Raw genomic sequence first — 20,883 nt, forward strand, 5'->3', positions numbered from 1 at the left:
GACACTGAACACGCGGACACCGCCCGAGGGTGTCCCCCCCCCCCCCCGGCCTCGGCCCGGGTGTTGACTCAATGCACTTCAGGCACTAGCGTTTGGAACTAGTTGCAGGATAGCGCTTTCCAAACAAGCCCTGCATACGTCGACGGCTCGATCGAAGGAGATCCCGTGCACGGTCAGACCACGCCTCGCTTACTTCGAAAGCGTTCATGGGGGACGATCGGTGTCGCGTGGATGGTTTCTGCGGCCGTCGTCCTCTCAGTCCTAATGGCGGCTTCTCCCACTGCGGCCACCGCCGACGTAGCCGGAAGCCGCCCTGCTCCCACGTCGTACAGCGGGGGCATCGTCGATCGTGTGGTGTTCGGTGATCCCGACTCCGAAGAGGCGCATGCGTTCCGCAGCGACGGAAGTGTCCTCGGCGACGCTGAGGGAACAACGACCCGCACCGCACAGCCGTTGTCTCCGCTGCAGAACAGGCTCGGCGATCTCGTCGTCACTGTGAAGGTCGACTCGGCGGCGCAGAACTACCTGAGCATGACGTACTCCGGCGATGAGGCCTCCGCGCTGCGGACGAATCTCCTCGTCGACGGCCAATACATCAACTACTTTGCGGCGGGAGACTACGAGTCGATCAACCCCGGCTTCGGCGCCGGCCTACCTGGACGTCAATACACCGCGACCACCCTGCTCCCGCTGGAGGTCACGCAGGGGCGCTCCTCTGTGCAGATCACCGTCCGCACAGCGGCTGCAGCGGCAACAGCCCTCGCGGCGACGAGCTCGCGCACGTACTTCGACCTGACCACCCATGTGGAGGCCTCTGCGACGCTTATCGACGAGTCGGGTCGGGCCGCGCTCAGCGGGGTTTCCGCCGCCGATGATTGGAGCGATGCGGAGGAGCAGTCCTCGATCGACGGATACCGTGCGGCGCAGCTGGCGCGTGTCGCGGCCATCGCCAACAAGATCGACACCAGCCCTTCCGGCATCCCGGACATCCAGAAGTACGCCGACGAACTGCGGTACTACGCCGAGGCGCTGGTGAGTGAGTGGTCTCCGGACACCACGGATGCCCAGAAGCGGAGTGCGCTGTCCCGGATCTTCGCCGTCATCGACCGCTACACCATCCGCTATTACGGCGATGTGAAGAGCCTCGGCAGCGGCGGGCATCAGTCTGACTGGGGCGGGTACTACGCCGAACTCGGCGAGGCGCTCTACATCGTGGAGAACGTGATCGCAGATGGCGATGTTCTCGGACGTGAGGCATTCGAGACGTTCCTTGCAGAACCCCTGGTTACCGGAACGGTCGACGGCGACAACTCGATCGCGGGCGTCGATGCTCAGGGCGGCGAACTCAGCCGGTTCGAGGCATGGGAGCGCGTCATGAAGGCCAACTTCGACTTCGCCCGCTCACGACTGTCGTACATCTCGAATCAGGTGCACTACAACTACGAGGGTGCCTGGCGCTCGCATGAGGGTCTGCGGGTGATCGATTCCGAATACTATGAAGGCCGCGACCGCAGCCACGAGATCCTGCGCGAGATCTGGGGCCTGTCGCCCTATCTCGGGGAGGAGGTGCTCGTCGGGCCCGACGGGCAGGAACTCGATCTCTCCCACGGTCTGTTCAACCACGATGACAACGTCGAGTACACAGACGACTTCCTGGACATCGTGATGCGCGGCCTTGCGCAGAGCAAGTTCGACAACGACGGGAACGTCGTGCGCCGGGAGCCGTACGGCACCGAATACCTCTCGATCACCGACGAGGCGCTGCTACGAGAGAACCACTACGTGGGCAGCTACGGCGAGACGGCCAACTGGATTCCCACCTACTTTTGGCGCACCTGGGGCCACGCTGGCGACGAGGCGATCAATGCCGAGCTTCTCCGACAGGCACTGAAGAATCTGCATTCGCGCGGTCTGACGCGCTATCAGGGCGTGACGGCGTCGGGCGACCGGGCCATGTTCATGGAGCAGATCGTCGACGACCGCAATACGGCGTACCCCGGCAAGACCGCGTACGCCACGGAGACCAACGCGAACCTCGGCATGCTCTATGTGGCGCTCGAGGAGCACATGGCTGAGAACGCCGAACTCTACCAGGGTGAGGAATGGGACGAGTATTGGGAGTACGCGGCCGAAGGTGTTGGCTTCATGCAGCAGCAGCTTGCAGATAACCAGTACTTCCCCTACTTTGCGAGCGGCACGCGGGCTGTCGCGCAGATGAACAAGGATCATCGCGTTCCCGAGTCCTGGGCCTGGCTCAACGGCGGTCGCGAGGCGGCGCTCGGCGAGGCTGGGGCGGGTGTCGTTCTGCCGAACACCGATCTGCAGCTCTACTCGGATGAGGAACTGGCCGAGCTCGGCGTCGCCCGAGACGCCCTCGACGAGCGCACCGCGTGGGTCGACATCGACAACCTCCTCGTCCGGGTGCGTGACGGGGAGAACACCATTCTCGGATCTCTGGCGATGCGCAACTACGGCTACCTCGCCAATGGGCGGCTGCACGTTCAGAGCGATGGCCAGGAACAGATGGTGCAGATCGCGACCTCCGGTGAGTTCGAGTATCAGGAGACGACCGTGATCGCGGATGCCGTCGCCAACCCGATCCTCGTCGACCCGGACTCTGACGGGCCGCGTGCGGGGAACGCCCGCGCTGGCCAGGTCGTCCCGATCACCTACCAGCCCGGTGTCGGCACGGTGGATCGTGACAACTTCGTTGTCGACAACCCGTACTCCGGGTATCCGAATCTGATCCGGGCCGTCTACGGCGACTACCTGTTCGCTGTGAACACCACGCGTGAGCAGTACGGCAACGCTGAGCGCCTCGACGTCGCACTGCCTGCCGGGGTGCAAGCATCCAGCGTTCTCGATCTCGTTTCGGGGAAGACCTTGACGGTACGCAACGGTGCTGTGTCGGTGCCGTCGCAGACGGCCGTGGTGCTCTCGATCGAGGACGCCGATCGCCTCCCGCAGGCACCGCAGCAGGTGGATGCCGTCGCGCTGGCGGGCTCCGACGAAAGCGTCGCCGTCTCGTGGAGGCTGAGTCCCGGTGCTACGGAGTACCGGGTGGAGCGGGCATCCGGCGGAGGCAAGTTCAAGGCCGTGGCCCGCGGGGTCACGGGATCTGTGTATCTCGACGAGAAGCCAGGGCGAGACGGCACCTACCGGTACCGCGTCGTCGCCGTGAACGGCGGGAGCGAAGCCGCGGCCTCCGATCCCGTGCAGATCCGCGTCGACGGCAAAGCTTTGTCCGGCGACTGGGAGCAGACGCCCGTCGGCGATGTCGGCGACCCCCGCTACGAGGTCAAGGGCAAGCAGATCTCGATCTCGAGCGCCGAGGGAGCCGGATACGGCGCAGGGGATGACTACAACATCTATGACCGGTTCAGCGAGGATGCTCTCGCCCAGATCACCCAGTCGCGTGCGGGCAGCTACACCCTGAGCGCGGAGCTCACCGAGCACAGTGGCGACGTCGCCGGACTCACAGTGCGCGGTGGAACAGAGGCGACCTCACCATATGTGTACCTTGGTGCCACCGCAGATGGATCCCTCCAACTGCGCGTGCGCACGCTGGACACCAGGGTGAACCTGATCGGTTCCGCGGGCACGGTCACCGGCAAGCGCACCGATCAGACATCGCCTCGGACAATTGCCCTGGACGGCTACAACGGGAGCGACTATCCGCACCTGCGCCTCGATCGCGACGCATCCGGCCAGCGCGTGATCGCCTACGTCTCCGCCGACGGCCGAGCCTGGGTCCGAGTCGGGCAGATCGCCCTCTGGACTAGTGGCGCATCGCAGGCCGGCGTTGTGGCGACGGAGTCTGTGGCGGCCGTGGGCGTGCGCGTGACGTCGATCGACGGGGAAGACGTGGTGGCCGGTCTCCGTCAGGATGAGCAACAGGTGCAGTTGGTGTGGACGCGTCCCGAGACGGCATCCGCGTTCCGCGTCTACGCCACGACTGACGCACGCACCGCGAGGAAGGACCCGCGGCGCAGCGATGGCTGGGAGGCCGTCGCTGACGGCATCACCGACACCGGGATCAGCACGACGCTGGTCGGCGCGAACGGCTGGTACGTGATCGCCGCACTCGACGAGTTCGGCGCGGTCACGTCGGTCAGCGACCCGGTGTCCGCTGCGGGCTATCCGCTCGCCGACCTGATCGCACAGGCACGGGCCCTCGACCTGACCGGATACACGGCGCCCAGCGGTGCCGCCTTCCTCGACGAAGTAGCCGCGGTCGAGGCTGCGGCAGCAGAGGAAGGAGCGGACCATGCAGCGCTCGCACGACGGCTCGCCGATGCTTACGGTCTGCTCGTGCAGCTCTATATCGACGGGTTCGAGTCGGAGACTGCTAATCGATGGTCTGGCGTGCAGGCGAGTGGGACTCCGTCGACCTACACGCAGACGATCGACGACGACGCGGATGCGGCGCATGCCGGATCCGGTTCGCTACTGATCGCGAATGCCGGCACGGAGAAGTCGGCATCTCACAACATGTGGTTCACGAACGGCGCCAGCACGGTCCCGGTGGACGCGGCCCCTGAGACGACCTATCGAATCTCCTTTGCCTACCAGCTCACGGATTACAGCTACGCGTCGTCGGTCGGAGCATACCTCTTCGTCCGCGGGTACAGCGGGTCGACGGCTCCCGAGGCGGAGAAGCGATTCTGGCTGCAACAGAGTGACACGGCGGAGGGCGAGTGGGACTCCTTCTCGACGCTGCTGACGACGAGCTCGCAGGAAATCGATCACTTCGTACTGCAACTCGGGCTTCGCGGCGCGACCGGATCCTTCCGCGTCGACGACCTTCACGTCGAGCCCGTCGATCTGCTCGACGCGCTCATCGCCGACGCCCGTGCAACGGATCTGTCCGGCTACACCGAGGCGAGCGTCGCGGCGTTCCTCGCCGAGGTCGACGCGATCGCGGCCGCGGCCGCGGCCGCGGCTCCCGAGGCGGATCGAACAGCACTGGTTGCTCGACTCGAGGCCGCCAAGGGCGTGCTCGTACAGGTGTTCGTCGAGGACTTCGGCAGCGGCGCCGCAGTGCGCTGGTCGTCGGCACGCGCATCCGGAACGCCATCCACCTATGCTGCGACGCTCGATGGTGAGGCGCTCGTGCTGTCGAGCGTCGACGCCACGCTGAGCACTGCGCACAATGTATGGTTCACCAATGCGACGAGCACGATCCCGGTCTCTGCTGCGCCCTCGTCGACGTATCGAATCAGCTTGCGATATCAACTCACCGAGTATGCGTACACCCCGAATGTCGGCGCGTACCTGTTCACCCGGGGCTTCAGCGGATCCACCGGGGGAGCAGAGACGCGGTTCTGGCTGCGCGAGGCCGCAACGGGACCGGGGGAGTGGCGTTCGTTCGAGACCGAGTTGACGACGTCGTCCGCCGCGATCGACCGGCTCGTCCTGCAGTTCGGATTGCGCGGATCCTCCGGCATGTTTCGGGTGGATGATGTGCGCATCGAGCCGGTCGGCTGAGCGGGATCAGAGGAGCGGTGCGCTCGCCGATCGGATGACCTCTCGGGTCTCGGCGAGTGCGTCCGGCCACACGAAATGGCCGAAGGTGTCGTTCGCGAAGAACGTGACCCCGTCGGCGTCGAACCCGGTGTCGCGGAACACCTCGTGCTGGAAGAGCCAGGTGCGCCGATCGTCGAGGTATGTGCGGTACCAGTACCACGGGTCGACAAAATCGAAGGAGAACAGCACCTTCGGGGCAGGTCGGCGTTGAGGCACCGAACGCTCGCGGAGCGCGAAACGGGAGCGCAGATTCGGGCGCACCTGGGTCCGCTCCACGAGCACCGCGAAGTTGCAGACCATGATCGCGTCGAGCAGGAAGTAGTTCTCCTCGCTCATGGCCCAGGCGGAGTCCTCGATGTCGGCAGGCCAATAGCTGTCCATCCAATAGACGAGCCGATCTCCCAACGCCACTCGGGTCTGTTCGAAGAACCGAGTGATCCCCCGGCGACGCTCCGGCGTCGGTTCGGGGGCGTTCGCAGGGTCCCAGAAGCCGAGAAGGCCGAACTGATTGCCGAGGAAGACGCCGTCGAGATCGAAGTCCCTCACAAAAGCGCCGGCCTGGGCAGCGACGAAGTCGCCGCAGATGAGGCCATCGTCGATCCCGGTGGGGAATGCCGCGTAGGTCCGATCATCGCCGTGCAGCGCCGCAGTCACATCGATGACGCCGGTGGCGATGTTTCCGCCAGCGTCGGCCGACCCCAGGGCGCCTTCCGGGTGCAGATGTGTTTTCCATACGCTCCGGCAGAATTCGGGGCCCGGCTCCAGGTACTCCAGAAGCACGAGTTCGATGCTTCGTCGCGCAGCTTCCGCGCGGAACGCCGCGTAGATACCTCGCAGGGTGCGGTAATCCATTGTCTGCTCGGAGAGTACGAACATGGGGCCCGCGCTGTAGGGATTATGCGAGCGCTCGCCGCCCTCCCTCACACGGCTGAGCCAGTCACGGTTGTGCTCATGGTGTCCGACGTCCTCGCCCGCGTAACAGTTGTAGCGCGCCCAGTCGAAAGAATCTGCCTCGTGTTCCGGTCCACGGTAGGCGAGTACATGGTCGCCGTTGCCGGTGCAGAATGTGACGACGAGTCGGTCGCCCGGCCCCGCCCATCCGGCGTAGTGCTCGAAGAAAGCCGTGATCTCGGGAGCGGGGGCAGTGACGTCGCGGAAGATCTTCGGGGTTACCCAGAGGCAGACTTCACGGTCCGCGGCGATCGTTGCGGTCATGGGGGCTCCTCGGCCGGTGGGCGGACATGGCAAACGTCGGTCGTGTCGATTCTGGCCGATATCCAATCGTGATGCAACTAGTTTCACATTTTGCTTGGAAAGCGTTCGCCATCTGGGTTACAGTCCCTTGACGGAGCCGCTTCGGCCCATGATCAAGGGAGATGCAATGACACACGCAATGATGCGTCCGACGGCCCGCCGGGTCGCGTTGGTCGCCGTTTCGGCGGCCGTCGCCGCGCTTGCGCTCGCCGGCTGCTCGAACTCGAGCGACGGCGGCGACGCGGGCGGCAAGACGACCATCCGCTTCCTCTACGCGACTGGCGACGACACCTGGAACGCGACCGTCGACGCGCTCGTGAAGGACTTCAACGAGCAGAGCGACTCGACGGTCGTCGAACTCGACCCGCTGCCAGCCGGCAGCGACTACGCGACCGCGCTCAAGACCGTCGACGCTACGGGGAAGTGGCCGGCGATCGTCGACATGCGCGACACTCTGACGTACGTCAACGCAGGCAAGCTCGCGCCGATCCCGACCGAGGTCACCGATCTGCTGCAGCCGGAGGCGTTCGCCGCCGCTGCCGACGGGAACGTCTACACGACGCCTTACAGCGCTCTCAACGGCGAGATCGGCATCAACGTCGTCTACAACAAGGACTACTTCGAGGAGCACGATCTCGAGGTTCCGGCCACCTACGACGAGTTCATCTCGCTCATGGAGGACATCAAGTCGAACGGCGACGTGCCGCTCGCCACCGCGGCAGCCGAGGTGTGGCCGGCCGACCAGCTCTACAAGCCGCTCGCCGCCCCCACCTTTGCGGAGTACAGCGACCAGGGCGGATTCTGGAACGTCGCTGCCGAAGGCGATGCATCGGTCGAGGACCTGCGCGACTCCCTCGACAAACTGTCGTACATCACCGACAACTTCCTGCTGCAGGGCTGGCAGTCCACGGCGGATGCCCAGACCACGACGCTCCTCGTCAACGATCAAGCCGTGATGGCGACGTCCTCTGCCGGACTCGGCCGACTGATGGACATCAGCAAGGTGGACCCCGACTTCAACGCCGGGATGTTCATCATCCCCGCGGAGGACGGCAAGATCTACGTCCTCAAGAACAGCCCCATCGGCGACACCGCCGGCGGTCTGGCAATCTCCTCCCAGGCGGCGGAGGACGAGGATGTGATGGCTTCCTCGGTGGAGTTCCTGACCTACTTCTACTCCGTGGATGCGGCGAACCTCATGCAGGAGAACGGCTGGCTGTCGCCGAACATCGTCAAGTCGGATGAGGTCACGCAGAACGACTCGATCCCCGGCGCCGCCGACTACTTCGCGCTGCTGGAGAACCCGAACCTCGTCTGGTACGAGAACGCGCCCGAGATCAGCACCTTCAGCGCCTTCAACACGTTCTTCCGTCAGGCGCGCATCGAGATGCAGGACAAGCAGACGACGATCGATCAGACGATCGAGAAATCGCAGGCCGAACTCGACGCCCAGGTCGCCGCCGCCGGCTGAGCCTGCCCCGGGGTCCGAGTGGCTTCCCCGCCGCTCGGACCCCCGACATCCGTACACGTCCCGTGCCCGTAGGAGGACACATGAGCGATCAGAGCTCAATGGAGGGTGGTGCCGGCGTCGTCAGCGCCGCGGCCCTGCTCACCGGCGAACAGCCCCTCAAAGGGGCGCCCGATGCGCCGCCGCCACCGGCATCGCGACGACGCGGTCTGCGCGTCGCAGCGCGGGGGCGACTCGTGCTCCTCGGGTTCGTCGCGCCCGCGCTCATCATCTACCTGCTGATGGTGATCGTCCCGTCGTTGCAGTCCGTGCAGCTCAGCTTCACGAACTGGGACGGCATCAGCGAGTCGTACGACTACGTCGGCGTCCAGAACTACGAGGACATTCTGACCAGTGACCGCTTCTGGAACGCGGTGAAGAACACTCTCATCCTCGGGCTCGGCTCAGCACTCGTCATCAACGTGATCGCGCTGCTCGTCGCTCTCATGCTCGACAAGCTCAACCACGCGCAGGGCCTGTTCCGCACCGCCGTATACCTGCCGGCGCTGGTCAGCGCCTTCATCATGGCGACGATCTGGAAGTACCTGCTCAACTACAACTTCGGCATCGTCAACACGATGCTGCGGGACCTCGGGATGCCGGAGTGGGCACGGGACTGGCTGGGCGACAGCAGCATCGTCGTCTGGGTCATCCTGTTCATCACCTGCTTCACGCTGGGTGGCAACACCACGCTGATCTACCTCGCGAACCTGCAGTCGGTGCCCCAGGAGCTGCTGGAAGCAGCGCGCATCGATGGGGCCGGCAGCTGGAAGGTGTTCTGGAACGTCACGTGGCCGATGATCGCCGGCGCCGTCACCGTCAACATGACGCTGGCGATGATCGCCGGCTGGGTGATCTTCGATCAGGTCATGGTGCTGACCTCCGGTGGCCCGGGGTTCGTGAGCGAGACCATGGCGTTCTTCATCTACAAGGTCGGCTTCGGCGAGTACCGTGCCGGGTTCGGTTCGGCCGCCGCCGTCGTGCTGTTCCTCGTCGTGATCGTCAGCACGGTGGGAGCGAACGCCTACATGCGCAAGAGGGAGATCCAAGCATGAGTGCTGCAGACGCCACGCGCGCGCAGGTGCTGCCGAAGAAGACGCGGACTCCGCGCGAGAAGAAGAAGTGGACGATCGGCGAGATCATCGTGATGATCGTCCTGTCGCTCCTGGTGCTGGCGGTCGCTTCTCCGGTCGTCTACGCGCTGCTGCAGTCCTTCCGGTCGTACTCGGAGATCACGATCGACCCGATGGGCCTGCCCACGCAGTTCACGCTCGACAACTACATCGCGCTGTTCCAGCAGACCGACTATCCCGAGGCGCTGCTGAACACCCTCATCATCACCGTCGGCACGGTCGTCCTGCTGGTCGCCATCGTGCCGATGGCCGCGTACGGCATCGAGCGCGTAGGGGGATGGACCGGGCGCTTCCTGTACGTCCTGTTCATCGCCGGACTCATGATCCCGTTCCAGGTGAGGATGATCCCGCTGGTGAAGGGCTTCAACGATGTCGGCCTGTACAGCACGCTGACCGCGGTCATCCTCGTCCACCTCGGAGGAGCTGCGAGCTTCGGCATCCTGTTGTACTGCAGCTTCATCAAGGGCATCCCGGTCGAGGTCGAAGAGGCGGCGCACGTCGACGGCGCCGGACGGCTGCGCACGTTCTGGCTCATCGTCTTCCCGATGCTGATGCCGGTGACGAGCGCCTTCGTCATCATCCAGGCGCTGGGCCTGTGGAACGACTTCTTCATCCCGCTGGTGTTCCTCGACTCATCGTCGGCCGGAACCATCAACGTCGCGATCAACCGCATGGTAGGACTGCTCACCTCGCAGTGGCAGCTCATCTACACCGGCGCGATCCTCGCGATCATCCCGTCGATCGCGATCTTCGCCGGCTTCCAGCGCTACTTCATCAAAGGCATGTCCGTCGGGGCGGTGAAGGGATGAGCGCCGTCACGACCTCCCGGATCGGACGACTGCTCGGGTACGACGGGGCTGTGGCCACGCTGCTGCTGGCGGTGTTCGAGTACTTCCTCCTCTCGGCCTCCTTCGTCGTGTGCCTCGCACCGGTGCTGGTGTTCCAGGCGCTGGTGGGGTGGCAATCGACCCACCTTGCGCTGTGGCTGGGGGCGGTGTCGCTGCTGCCGCTCGCTCCGGCGCTCCAGGCGCTGGTCATCGCCGCCGATCGGCTGCTGACTCAGGGGGCGAGCGCCCACGCCGGGCGCGTCTTCTGGCGAGCGTTCGCGGATGCCGTGCGCACCCGCTGGGCGGCCGCACTCGTCGTCGGTGCCGGTGTCGTCGTGCTCGGCTATGACGTCGCGCTCCTCGGGGCGGACGCCGGGGTGCTCCTGGGAGGCGCCGCCCTGGCCGCCGTCGCGGTGGTCGTGCTGCTCTCCTCGATCTTCGTGGTGGCCGCGGGATCCGAGTTGCGCGGCGTCGCGCTCGTGGTCGCCGCGGGACGCATCGTATTGCTGCGCCCGCATCTCGCGCTGGCGTGGCTGCTGCTCGCCGGCATCGCGGTCATCGCGACCACGCTGCCCGTCGTGGGCGCGGTCGCGTGGTTCTCGGCCCCCGCGCTCGCCGCCGTGGGAGCCGTCATCTGCAACCGCACGCTGGGGTTCGCGGGCGCGCACGAGCGGGTGGGCGCATGACGGCCCGGCTCGGTGACTTCACCGTCGGGTGGAAAGACGATGAGCCCGCGACGGTGTCGGTGAACGGCGGCCGACCGGTCCCCTTCATCGAGGTCTTCACCTCAGCCGAGCAACGCGCGCGGACGAGCCAGGCGTACGTCCGTTCGGCCGTCGGATCGCGGCTGCGGCCCATCGACTCGGAGGTCGGTGCCGATGCCGTGACGATCGTGCAGCGCGACGTGCGCACCGGACTCGAGGTGACGAGCTCGCTCACGCTCTCGGGAACGGCGTTGCGCGTGCAGCACACCGTCCGGGCGACCAGCGACCCGGTCGTCGTCACCGCCGTCAGTTCGCTCACTCTCGGCCTGGGAGAGCACGCCGACACGGGCTCGGCCTACGACCTGCTGACCGCCCGCAGCGAATGGCTGGCAGAGAACCGTTGGCACCGGCGGCCGCTCACCGACGAGCTTCCTCCGCTCTCGCTTCCCGTCCATGCGCAGGATGGGCGAGGGCACGCGTCGCTCACCAGCCACGGTGCGTGGCCGACGGGAGAGCATCTGCCCGTCGGTGCGCTCGTCGATGGTTCCGGCGACACCGTCGCCTGGCAGATCGAGAGCGGCGCCGGCTGGCACGTCGACATCAGTCAGGGACTCGACGGCCTCACGGTCTCGCTCCTCGGTCCGACGGATCTGGAGCACCAGTTCGCCCACACGCTGTCCGGTGACGACGTCTTCGTCACGGCTCCGGTCGCGCTCGCCGTCGGTGCAGACGTCGAGATGGCGTTCGCCGGTCTCACGACTCATCGTCGGGCGACCCGTCGGCCAGACGGATCGGCACTTCCGATCGTCTACAACGACTTCATGAACACGCTGATGGGGCAGCCGAGTTCCGCAGCGCTGAGCCCTCTGATCTCGGCGGCGGCGGATGCCGGTGCCGAGGTGTTCTGCATCGATGCCGGGTGGTTCGCCGATCCGGAGATCGGCGACTGGTGGGACACGGTCGGGGAATGGCGGGAGGCGACGCGTCGCTTCGACGACCGTGGCCTTCGCGGGATCATCGACGAGATCCACGCGGCGGGCATGCGATCGGGTCTCTGGCTGGAGCCGGAGGTCGTCGGTATTCGAAGCGCCGCAGCCTCGGCGCTCCCGGAGGACGCGTTCTTCCGCCGCTTCGGCACCCGGGTGCGTGAGCACGACCGATACCACCTCGACTTCCGCCACCCGGCGGCGCGCGCCCATCTCGATGAGACCGTCGATCGTCTCGTGAACGACTACGGAGTCAGCTTCCTGAAGCTGGACTACAACATCAACCCCGGCGCAGGTACCGAGTGGCTCGCGACCGCGGCCGGTGACGGACTGCTCGGACACGTCAGAGCCTTCGGCGAATGGCTGGACGGCGTGCAGGCGCGGCATCCAGGCCTCTTGATCGAGAACTGCGCCTCGGGCGCGATGCGTGCAGACTATGCGTTCCTGTCGCGGACGCACCTGCAGTCCACCAGCGATCAGCAGGACTTCCGCTTCTATCCGCCGATCGCGGCATCCGCGCCCGCATCGATCCTGCCCGAGCAGTGCGGAAACTGGGCGTACCCGGCTGTTGGGATGACGGACGCCGAGACGGCGTTCACGCTCGTGACCGGACTCAGCGGCCGGCTGTATCTCTCGGGCTTCCTCGGCGAGCTGCGCGATGCACAGCGGGAACTCGTCTCCGAGGCGGTCGCGCTGCACAAGCAGCTGCGTGGCAGGCTTGCGGATTCGCAGCCGTTCTGGCCGCTCGGTCTCCCCGGCTGGGAGGACGATGCTGTGTGCCTCGGACTGCGCGGCGGGGCGGAAGCGCTGCTGTTCGTCTGGGACCGTGCGGACGACGTCCGCTCCATCGAGTTGCCGGGGATCACCGGCGACGTCGTGCAGCTCTTTCCCGAGGGCGACACCTCGTGGACCCTCGATCACGCGAGCGATGGCATCCGCATCGACACCAGCGCGGGGGTCGGGGCTCGTGTGTTCCGCGTCAGGGAGGAACGGGCATGAGCGCCGGCATCCGGACGGGCGAGCTCTTCATCGACGACCGAGGGCAGGTCGCCCAGCTCCACGGCATCGGCATCCAGCGTGTCGGCGAGCACTGGTACGCGTGGGGCGAGGACAAGATCGCCGGCGATCGGTTCACCGCGGTCGCGTGCTATCGCTCGGACGACCTCGCGACCTGGGAGTTCGTCGGCGACGCGCTGTGCGCCGGCGACGGCGACCTCGCACCGGACCGCATCATCGAGCGCCCGAAGGCCCTGCAACGGCCGGATGGACGGTGGGTGCTGATCCTGCACGTCGAGAGTGCCGACTACGCGGGGGCGAAGGTCGGATACGCCGTCGCCCACCGGCCCGAGGGACCGTACGAGTACCTCGGGAGCGAGCGTCCGCTCGGCAATATCAGTCGGGACATCGGCGTCTACCAGGAGGATGGCGTCGGCTATCTCCTCTCCGAAGACCGTGAGAACGGTCTGCACATCTATCGCCTGCGGGACGACTACTGCGGTGTGGAGGCCATCGTGGCGACGCTGCGTCAGCAGGATCGACCCGAGATCGGGTACGAGTCGCCTTCCCTCGTCAAGCACGGCGGCGTCTACTACCTCTTCGGATCGGATCTGACCGGGTGGGATCTCAACGACAACAAGTACGCCACGGCGACGGCGCTCGAAGGCCCCTGGTCGACGTGGCAGGACTTCGCACCGGCCGGCAGCCGCACCTTCGACTCGCAGGTCAGCGTCGTGCTGCCGGTGGACGGTGGGCACGTCTACTTCGGCGACCGGTGGGATCGCGACGACCTCGCATCCTCGGCGCCCGTGTGGCTGCCGATGCGGATCGAAGACGGTCGCGCGGAGCTGGTCTGGCGCGATGAATGGAACCTCGAGGAGATGACGACGTGACGGCTCGCCCGCGCGCAGAGGCAGCGATGAACCCGCCCGCGCTGATGGACAACCTGTTCGGCCCGCATCGGTCGCGATTGGAGGAGCTGGTCGACCTGCCTGGCGACGTGCTCACCGACTTCACCAGCGCAGACGCGCTGGTGCGGCTCGCCGATGCCGAGATCCTTCTCGCAGGGTGGGGCTGTCCGCGCATCGATGCCGACCTGATGGACCGGATGCCGCGGCTCGGGGCCGTCGTCTTCGCCGGCGGATCGGCCTCTGCTGTTCTCGACACGGCGGAAGCGGCCCGGCGTGGCATCGGCTTCACGAACGCCGGCGAGGGCAACGCGCAGGCCGTCGCCGAGTACACGGTGGCCACGATCGTGCTCGCGGGCAAGCGGGCACGCTATGCCGAGCAGCTCTATCGGGATGGGCGCGTCTTCATCGACCGCGAACGCGAGCTCGCCGACACGGGCAACTTCGGCCGCACCGTGGGCATCATCGGAGCCTCACGGATCGGCCGGCGAACCGCGCAGCTGCTGATGCCCACCGACTTCCGTGTGCTCGTCTACGACCCGTATGCGTCCGAGACCGAAGTGACGACGCTCGGTGCGCAGAAGGTCGGGCTCGACGAGCTTCTGGAGGCGTCCGACATCGTGTCGCTGCATGCGCCGGCATCCGCGGAGACCGAGCGCATGATCGGTTCCCCCGAACTGGCGCTGCTCCGCGACGGAGCGGTCCTGATCAACACGGCCCGCGGATCTCTCGTCGATCACGAGGCGTTGCGCGTCCACGTGCGCACCGGCCGGATCGACGCCATCCTCGACGTGACGGATCCGGAGCCGCTGCCTGCCGACGATGAGTTGTGGAGCCTGCCGAACGTGATCCTCACACCGCACATCGCGGGTGCCACCGGCAACGAGCTGCACCGCCTCGGGCGCGACGTCGTCGACGAAGTCGCCCGATACGTCACAGGCGAGCCCTTCCATGCGTTCGAGCAGGTGCCGGGGTTCGCGAGCGCGCGATGACAGCGAGGCGTCCGTCGGAGACGAAGTGACGCACACAACGTACAGCGCGCACGAGCGCGCATCGGACAAAGGAGACCGAATGCCCACTCTCAATCGTCGTACCTTCGTGCAGGCCTCCGGCCTGGCGCTTGCTCTCCCTGCGATCTGGAACCCCTCCGAGGCGCACGCGTCAGAGCCGGCGCAGGTGGCGACGGCTGTTCGCCCGCATGCGCTCGACCGGATCGGGTTCGGAGATGTCGCTTCGGAGAGTCTGCACGCTCTTGCCGCCTCCGGATCGTCGACGGTCGCTGGTGCGCTCGCGCAGCCCGCGCGCACTCTGGACCCGAAGGAACCTGCGGAGGTCTGGGGCGGGACAATGCGGTTTCGAATGAAGGTCGACCCGGCCCGCACGACCTATGTCTCGGTCAAGCTCTGGGGTGAGGACTTCGGCAGTGTGGAGCAGGAGTGGCGCCTGCAATTGTTCGTCGACGGCAAGGCCGTGGGATGGTTCGAGCAGGGACCGGTCGACAGCCTCGACCAGAACAGCGTCGAACCGCGCATCGCCGGTCAGTTCTACGTGCATTCGATCCCGCTGCCGGAGAAGATGACCGCGGGCAAGCACGAGCTGGAGTTGGAGGTTCGCTCGCTCGGACGACTGTGGTCGTACGGGAACGCGGACAATTACTACCGGGTCATGACGACGCCGACCCGGCCGATCTATGCGGCGTACACGCATGTGGATGCCTACTTCGTCCCGGCCTCCGACGATCCATTCGGGGCTCCTGCACCGCTCCACCGTCGCGCGGATGATTCGGAGGATGCCGTCGCACTCGTGCGCGAGCGGGTCCTGGAGGAGCAGCGGCAATTGCTGCACGGCAAGCCCTCCGCGTCGATCGATCCCTGGGCGTGGATGACGCTGGCGCTCGGGTACACCTGGAAGGACGGCCCCGCCCATCGGTCCGACCTCGCACTGACGAAGATCTGCGAGGCCATCGATGCCAACTATCTGGCATGGAAGGCCAACGACGCCGTCCTCACGGCCTCCGGCCAGCAGTGGCTCGGATTCGGTCGTGTCGCCCTGGCACTCGACACGCTGTGGAGCGACATCGAGCCTCTGCTGGCGGCGAAGGTGATGCAGGGCTCGACGTCGGTGCCGAATCCGGGGTTCGAAGCGGGAACAGCCGGCTGGTCCGTCCAGAAGTGGCGCGGTACTGGCTCTGTCGCGCCGGACGAGCAGACCTTCCACTCCGGTGCCGGTTCGATCCGAGTGACCGCGGATCCCGCAGCGGGCGGAAGCGTCATCGGCGTCACGCTCGGCACGGGGAGCCGCCCTCTCGTCGGGACCGGCTCGTACGCCGTATCCGTCTGGTGCCGTACCGATGCCGTGAGCGGCGTCGGGCCCTATCTCGACGTCCTGTTCTACGACGCCGCCGGAGCGGTCGTGCAGTCCGACCGCAAGTTCTATGCGGCGGGAGGAACGCACGATTGGGAGCAGATCACGGCGGACCTCGCCGTTCCGGTGAACGCGGCGGCGATCCGCATCGATCTCCGAGTGGAGGGCGCCGGCACGGCGTGGTTCGATGACGTCGAACTCGTGCAGACGGAGGGGGCAGCCCCGCAGTCCCCGGACCTGCCGGTGCGCAGGGACGCCTATCGGGAGATGCTGCTCGCCAGCCGGGAGTACTGGCGTCAGAATCAGCGGCACTACACCAACCAGGTCCAGTTCACGAGCCTCGGCATCTACCTGTGCAACAAGGGTCTCGAACTCCTCTCGCCGGCGGATGCCTGGCCGGAAGAACGTGCACGGGAGTGGATCTACGAGGCGGTCGGACTGCTGCCGCTCTCGAGCGGGGAGAACCCCGACGGCAGCAAGAAGTGGAAACTCGGTCGGAACTACCGGATATACAGCGCCAAGGGGCTGAGCCGTGAGCTTGGATACGTGGGCGGGTACGGCGAGATCACCGGAGATCTGCTGACGGGAATGTACGAGGCGGTGACCCGCGGCGCGATCCGCCGCGAGGACGAGACGCTCCGCGCACACATCGAAACGTGTCTTCAGTCGCGAGGCTGGTTCCGGCATGAGGGCTTCGGAGCTGATGGTGAACGCGTCATGCGCCTGGAATCCGTCGTGGGATGGCGCAACGAGCACTACTCGGGATTGGTCGTGTACGCGACGCCCACCGACAAGGACGTCAACCCCATGCAGGCGGCATCCGTGTTCCCGTCGCGTGCGTTGGTGGGCTGGACGCAGGAGATGATCGACGACGGACAGTTCGGTCCGATCCTCGAGACGCTGCACACGGATCGGTCCAGCCGAATCGGGCTGAACGCCGCGCGCTTCCTGATCCACGACCTTCCGGCCTTCCGCGCCGCCGCGCCGAGCACCAAGCGCCTTCCCGCGGGCTGGGGGCAACCCGACTTCCTGTTCGCGGATGCGACCACCGGAGTCCTGGCGGTCAAACGCGGGGACGAAGTGCTGTACGCCTCGCTGTACTGGCGCGCACGACAGGCCGTGAACAGTTGGTCGCGCGTGCATCTGCTGCGTCCTGATGCCGAGCGCAGTGCGACGGTGCGCAGCGAGGTCGAGTTCGGCTCCACGCCACCGGTGGGGATCTTTGCGATCCAGGACTGGGTGTGCTGGGACTACACGATCAACGACAGCGACGGGAATGGTCTGTTCCCGGGCGGATTCGCTCCTCCGGGTCCGGCGATCCAGCAGGCGTTCGCGGGAGAGGAACTGCCGATCGCCTCGACTCCGGCGGATATGGACCCCAAACTCGGCGCGACCGAGACCGGTGTCGAGGCGGTTGAGTCCGGGCGGGCGCCGTTCTATCGACTCTCGTATGCCGGGTACCACATCGCCATGAACACCACGTCGGATCAGACCTTCGCATACAGATGCCCCGCCAGCGGTCGGGGGATCGACTGCGCGACCGGACGCGGAGTCGCGCTGCCGAAGCAGCGCTGGGTCGGTCCCGGCGAGACCGTCGTACTGTTCGACCCGGCGTCTCGAGACTGACCAGGAGCATCATGCAGAACCCGATCCTGCGGGGCTTCAACCCCGACCCGTCGATCCTGCGCGTCGGCGAGGACTACTACATCGCGACGAGCACGTTCGAGTACCACCCGGCGGTGCGGCTGCATCACTCGAAGGACCTGCGGACGTGGACGGTCGTCGGGCATGCGCTGGATCTCGACCTGCGCGGCATCCCCGATTCGGGAGGCGTGTGGGCGCCGAGCCTCACGCACGCGGACGGGAAGTTCTGGCTGGCGTATTCGATCGTCCGCACGATGGACGGCGACGACAAGGACATCGACAACTATGTCGTGACCGCCGAGAGCATCGACGGGCCCTGGAGCGAACCGGTCCATCTGGGTTCCCGCGGGTTCGACTTCTCGTTCTTCCACGACGCGGACGGCACGCACTGGATCACCGGCGTGCAGTGGGACCAGCGGCCGGAGCACCCATCGTTCGGGGGCATCGTGCTCGAGGAGTACCTGCCCGATGAGGGGCGGGCGGCGGGCGATGCCGCCCTGCTGTACCAGGAGCCCACTCTCGTCGAGGGGCCGAACCTGTACCGTATCGGCGACTGGTATTACCTGCTGCTCGCCGCCGGCGGCACCGGGTGGAATCACGCGATCACGGTCGCGCGCTCGCGGGAACGCACCGGTCCATACGAACGCGACCCGGAGCCCTTCGTGCTGACGAGCCGCGACGCCCCCGGCATCCCGCTGCAGAAGGCCGGCCACGGTGAACTGGTCCAGACGCCGGACGGTGAGTGGATGCTCGTGCATCTGGCCAGTCGGCCGACGCTGCATCTCGGCGAGCGGTACAGCACTCTCGGTCGGGAGACCTGCCTTCAGCGGGTGGTGTTCGGTGATGATGGCTGGTTGCGGCTGGCGGACGGCGGGCATCACGCCTCCGTCGGTCCCGGCGCGGCGCGGGAGTCGTCCTGGGTCGAACGGTTCGACGCCCGGGCGCTCGACGGGCGTCGGTGGTCGACGCTGCGTGCGCCGCTCGCGTCCGGATCGCTCACCGAACGGCCGGGATGGCTCCGGTTGCGCGGCGGACACTCCACGGCATCCGTGTTCGATCAGTCGATGATCCTCACGCGGGCCGAGGAGCACGCGATCGACTTCTCGGCGGTGGTGGATGCCGAACCGCGTTCGACCAGGGAGAGTGCAGGGATCATCGCCTGGTACGACCGTGCCGGGTGGATCCAGGTGCAGCTCACCTGGGATGCCGAGAACGGGCGGCATCTTCGGATCATCTGCCGCGACGGTTCGCGCACCGTTCGGTCGGCGGCCGTGCCGATCGCCGACGGCCCCGTGGGGCTGATCGCGCGCCTGCGCGGGCCGGACCTGACCTTCGCATGGACGGATGCCGGTGGCAAGGAGCATCCGGTTCCCGGCGTCCACCCGGCGTGGACGCTGTCCGACGACCATGGCGGCCGCCTGAGGTTCACCGGATTGTTCTTCGGCGTGCGCGCCGAGGATCTCGACTCGCGCGGCTGGAGTGCCGACTTCGGCGATCTCTCGCTGACGCAGCGCGAGACCTGAAACCACTCATCCGAGATGTGCGTCTCGCCGGACGGCCACCGGCGAGCCAGGAGCAGGAGCCAGATGATGCGAGCGAACTTCGACCCCCGTGATCACGGAGCGGTGGGTGACGGCACGACGAAGGACACCGCAGCGCTGCAGGCGGCGCTGGACGCCTGCGCAGACGCCGGTGGCGGACGAGTCGTGGTCGAACACGGCACCTACCTCACGGGCACGCTGTTCCTCCGCTCGAGAGTCGAGCTGCACATCGCCGCATCGGCGCGGCTGCTGGCCAGCGCCGACATCGAGGACTATCCCGAGAACGTCCACCACAACCGCTACCGGAATGAGCCGGACCTCGACCGATGTCTGCTGTTCGCGGAGGACGTCGAACACGTCACGTTGAGCGGGCCGGGCGAGATCAACGGCAACGGCCCCGCGTTCCCGCGGACTGGACCGGCTCCGCGAGCCATGATGCTCCGCACGCTCCGGGCGAGTCACGTGCGGGTGCGCGACCTCCAGCTTCTCGACGCTCCGGGCTGGACCACGGCGTTCCTGGACTCGCGCTGGATCTGGGTCGAGAACGTGCGGATCCACAACGAATCGAACTTCAACGGCGACGGGCTGAACTTCGACGGCTGCCAGCACGTCTACGTGCGCGGATGCCACATCACCGGCACGGATGACAACATCTGTCTGCAGTCGTCGCGCCGCGAGTACCCCACTCGCGATGTCCACATCAGCGATTGCGAGCTGAGCTCGGTCTGTGCCGGCATCCGCATCGGCCTGAAGTCCATCGGCACGATCAGCGACGTCACCATCCAGGGCATCACCATGACGTCCGTGCTGCGAGAGGGCGTCAAGATCGAGTGCACCGAGGGCGGAGTCATCACCCGTATCGCGATCAGCGACCTGATCATGCACGACGTCCGCCGGCCGCTCTGGTTCCTCTTGAACAATCGCTTCGAGCCCGACGGCCTCGGCTCGTCAAAGGAACTGGAGAGCATGCCGGAGATCGGGGAGCTCTCACACATCCGGGTGTCGGGTCTGACCGCGGTCGACTCCGAGAAGATGGCCGAGGAGCAGTGGCGATTCGATCATGACATCCAGGGAGCCGCCGAGTTCGCGGGAATCCGTGTGGATGCGGGTGCGACCGCCCCGATTCGGTTCCTCACTCTGCGCGACATCACCTACGTCCCCTGGGGCGGCGTGCAGGTGCCGTCGCATCCGCTCGAGGATTATCCGGAAGTGGTCGACGGTCTGCGGGTGAGTACTGACGGCGCATCCTCCAACTACTTCCCGACGTGGAGTCGGACGACGTTCGTCGACGTGCGCAACGTCGAGGCGCTCCGTCTCGAGGCGGTACTCCTGCAGGCGCGGCAGCCCGATGTGCGACCGCCTTACCTCATCGAGGGCTGCACAGTGCTCGCTGACGACGTCACCGTGCTCGATGCGACTGAATCGCGGACATCGGTGCTCTGAACGAGCACGAACTCGCGTGAGAAAAGGAGAGAGATCGATGGCTTCACGCA

Annotated in this window: 12 protein-coding genes; 11 read left to right on the forward strand and 1 reads right to left on the reverse strand. The window is 66.4% G+C overall.

Going from position 1 to position 20,883, the window contains the following annotated elements:
• Positions 1-264: 264 nt before the first annotated feature.
• Positions 265-5,487, forward strand: a complete 5,223-nt coding sequence (locus ACFCYE_RS04080) for a hypothetical protein (protein ID WP_376176515.1) — start codon at positions 265-267, stop codon at positions 5,485-5,487.
• A gap of 6 nt (positions 5,488-5,493) precedes the next feature.
• Here ACFCYE_RS04080 and ACFCYE_RS04085 read toward each other — a convergent pair whose 3' ends face one another.
• Positions 5,494-6,741: a hypothetical protein gene (locus ACFCYE_RS04085; RefSeq protein WP_376176517.1), complete on the reverse strand. Its 1,248-nt coding sequence runs from the start codon at positions 6,739-6,741 to the stop codon at positions 5,494-5,496.
• Between the two features lie 166 nt (positions 6,742-6,907).
• Between ACFCYE_RS04085 and ACFCYE_RS04090 the strand changes: the two genes are divergently transcribed.
• The 10 genes from ACFCYE_RS04090 (at position 6,908) to ACFCYE_RS04135 (ending at position 20,833) form a co-directional block, all read left to right on the forward strand.
• Positions 6,908-8,251, forward strand: a complete 1,344-nt coding sequence (locus tag ACFCYE_RS04090; protein ID WP_376176518.1) for an ABC transporter substrate-binding protein — start codon at positions 6,908-6,910, stop codon at positions 8,249-8,251.
• Between the two features lie 80 nt (positions 8,252-8,331).
• The gene (locus ACFCYE_RS04095; protein WP_376176520.1) at positions 8,332-9,342 is read left to right on the forward strand and encodes a carbohydrate ABC transporter permease; all 1,011 of its coding nucleotides are present in this window, start codon (positions 8,332-8,334) and stop codon (positions 9,340-9,342) included.
• Positions 9,339-10,229 (forward strand): carbohydrate ABC transporter permease, encoded by an 891-nt coding sequence (locus ACFCYE_RS04100; RefSeq protein WP_376176522.1) that lies wholly within the window; start codon positions 9,339-9,341, stop codon positions 10,227-10,229. The genes ACFCYE_RS04095 and ACFCYE_RS04100 overlap by 4 nt, the downstream gene beginning before the upstream one ends.
• Entirely contained in the window at positions 10,226-10,933 is a 708-nt protein-coding gene (locus ACFCYE_RS04105; protein ID WP_376176524.1) for a hypothetical protein, read from the forward strand. Before ACFCYE_RS04100 ends, ACFCYE_RS04105 begins: the two co-directional genes overlap by 4 nt.
• Positions 10,930-12,936, forward strand: coding sequence for an alpha-galactosidase (locus ACFCYE_RS04110; protein ID WP_376176526.1), 2,007 nt, complete (start codon positions 10,930-10,932; stop codon positions 12,934-12,936). The genes ACFCYE_RS04105 and ACFCYE_RS04110 overlap by 4 nt, the downstream gene beginning before the upstream one ends.
• Positions 12,933-13,826: a family 43 glycosylhydrolase gene (locus ACFCYE_RS04115; RefSeq protein ID WP_376176528.1), complete on the forward strand. Its 894-nt coding sequence runs from the start codon at positions 12,933-12,935 to the stop codon at positions 13,824-13,826. Before ACFCYE_RS04110 ends, ACFCYE_RS04115 begins: the two co-directional genes overlap by 4 nt.
• Positions 13,823-14,833: a hydroxyacid dehydrogenase gene (locus ACFCYE_RS04120; protein ID WP_376176529.1), complete on the forward strand. Its 1,011-nt coding sequence runs from the start codon at positions 13,823-13,825 to the stop codon at positions 14,831-14,833. The genes ACFCYE_RS04115 and ACFCYE_RS04120 overlap by 4 nt, the downstream gene beginning before the upstream one ends.
• A 79-nt stretch (positions 14,834-14,912) precedes the next feature.
• Positions 14,913-17,831, forward strand: coding sequence for a hypothetical protein (locus tag ACFCYE_RS04125; protein ID WP_376176531.1), 2,919 nt, complete (start codon positions 14,913-14,915; stop codon positions 17,829-17,831).
• Positions 17,832-17,842: 11 nt separating this feature from the next.
• Positions 17,843-19,372: a glycoside hydrolase family 43 protein gene (locus tag ACFCYE_RS04130; RefSeq protein ID WP_376176533.1), complete on the forward strand. Its 1,530-nt coding sequence runs from the start codon at positions 17,843-17,845 to the stop codon at positions 19,370-19,372.
• 63 nt (positions 19,373-19,435) lie between these two features.
• Positions 19,436-20,833, forward strand: a complete 1,398-nt coding sequence (locus ACFCYE_RS04135; RefSeq protein ID WP_376176535.1) for a glycoside hydrolase family 28 protein — start codon at positions 19,436-19,438, stop codon at positions 20,831-20,833.
• Positions 20,834-20,883: the final 50 nt, after the last annotated feature.

It is taken from the genome of Microbacterium sp. NPDC056234, from assembly GCF_042267585.1.
In the GTDB taxonomy this organism is placed as follows: domain Bacteria; phylum Actinomycetota; class Actinomycetes; order Actinomycetales; family Microbacteriaceae; genus Microbacterium.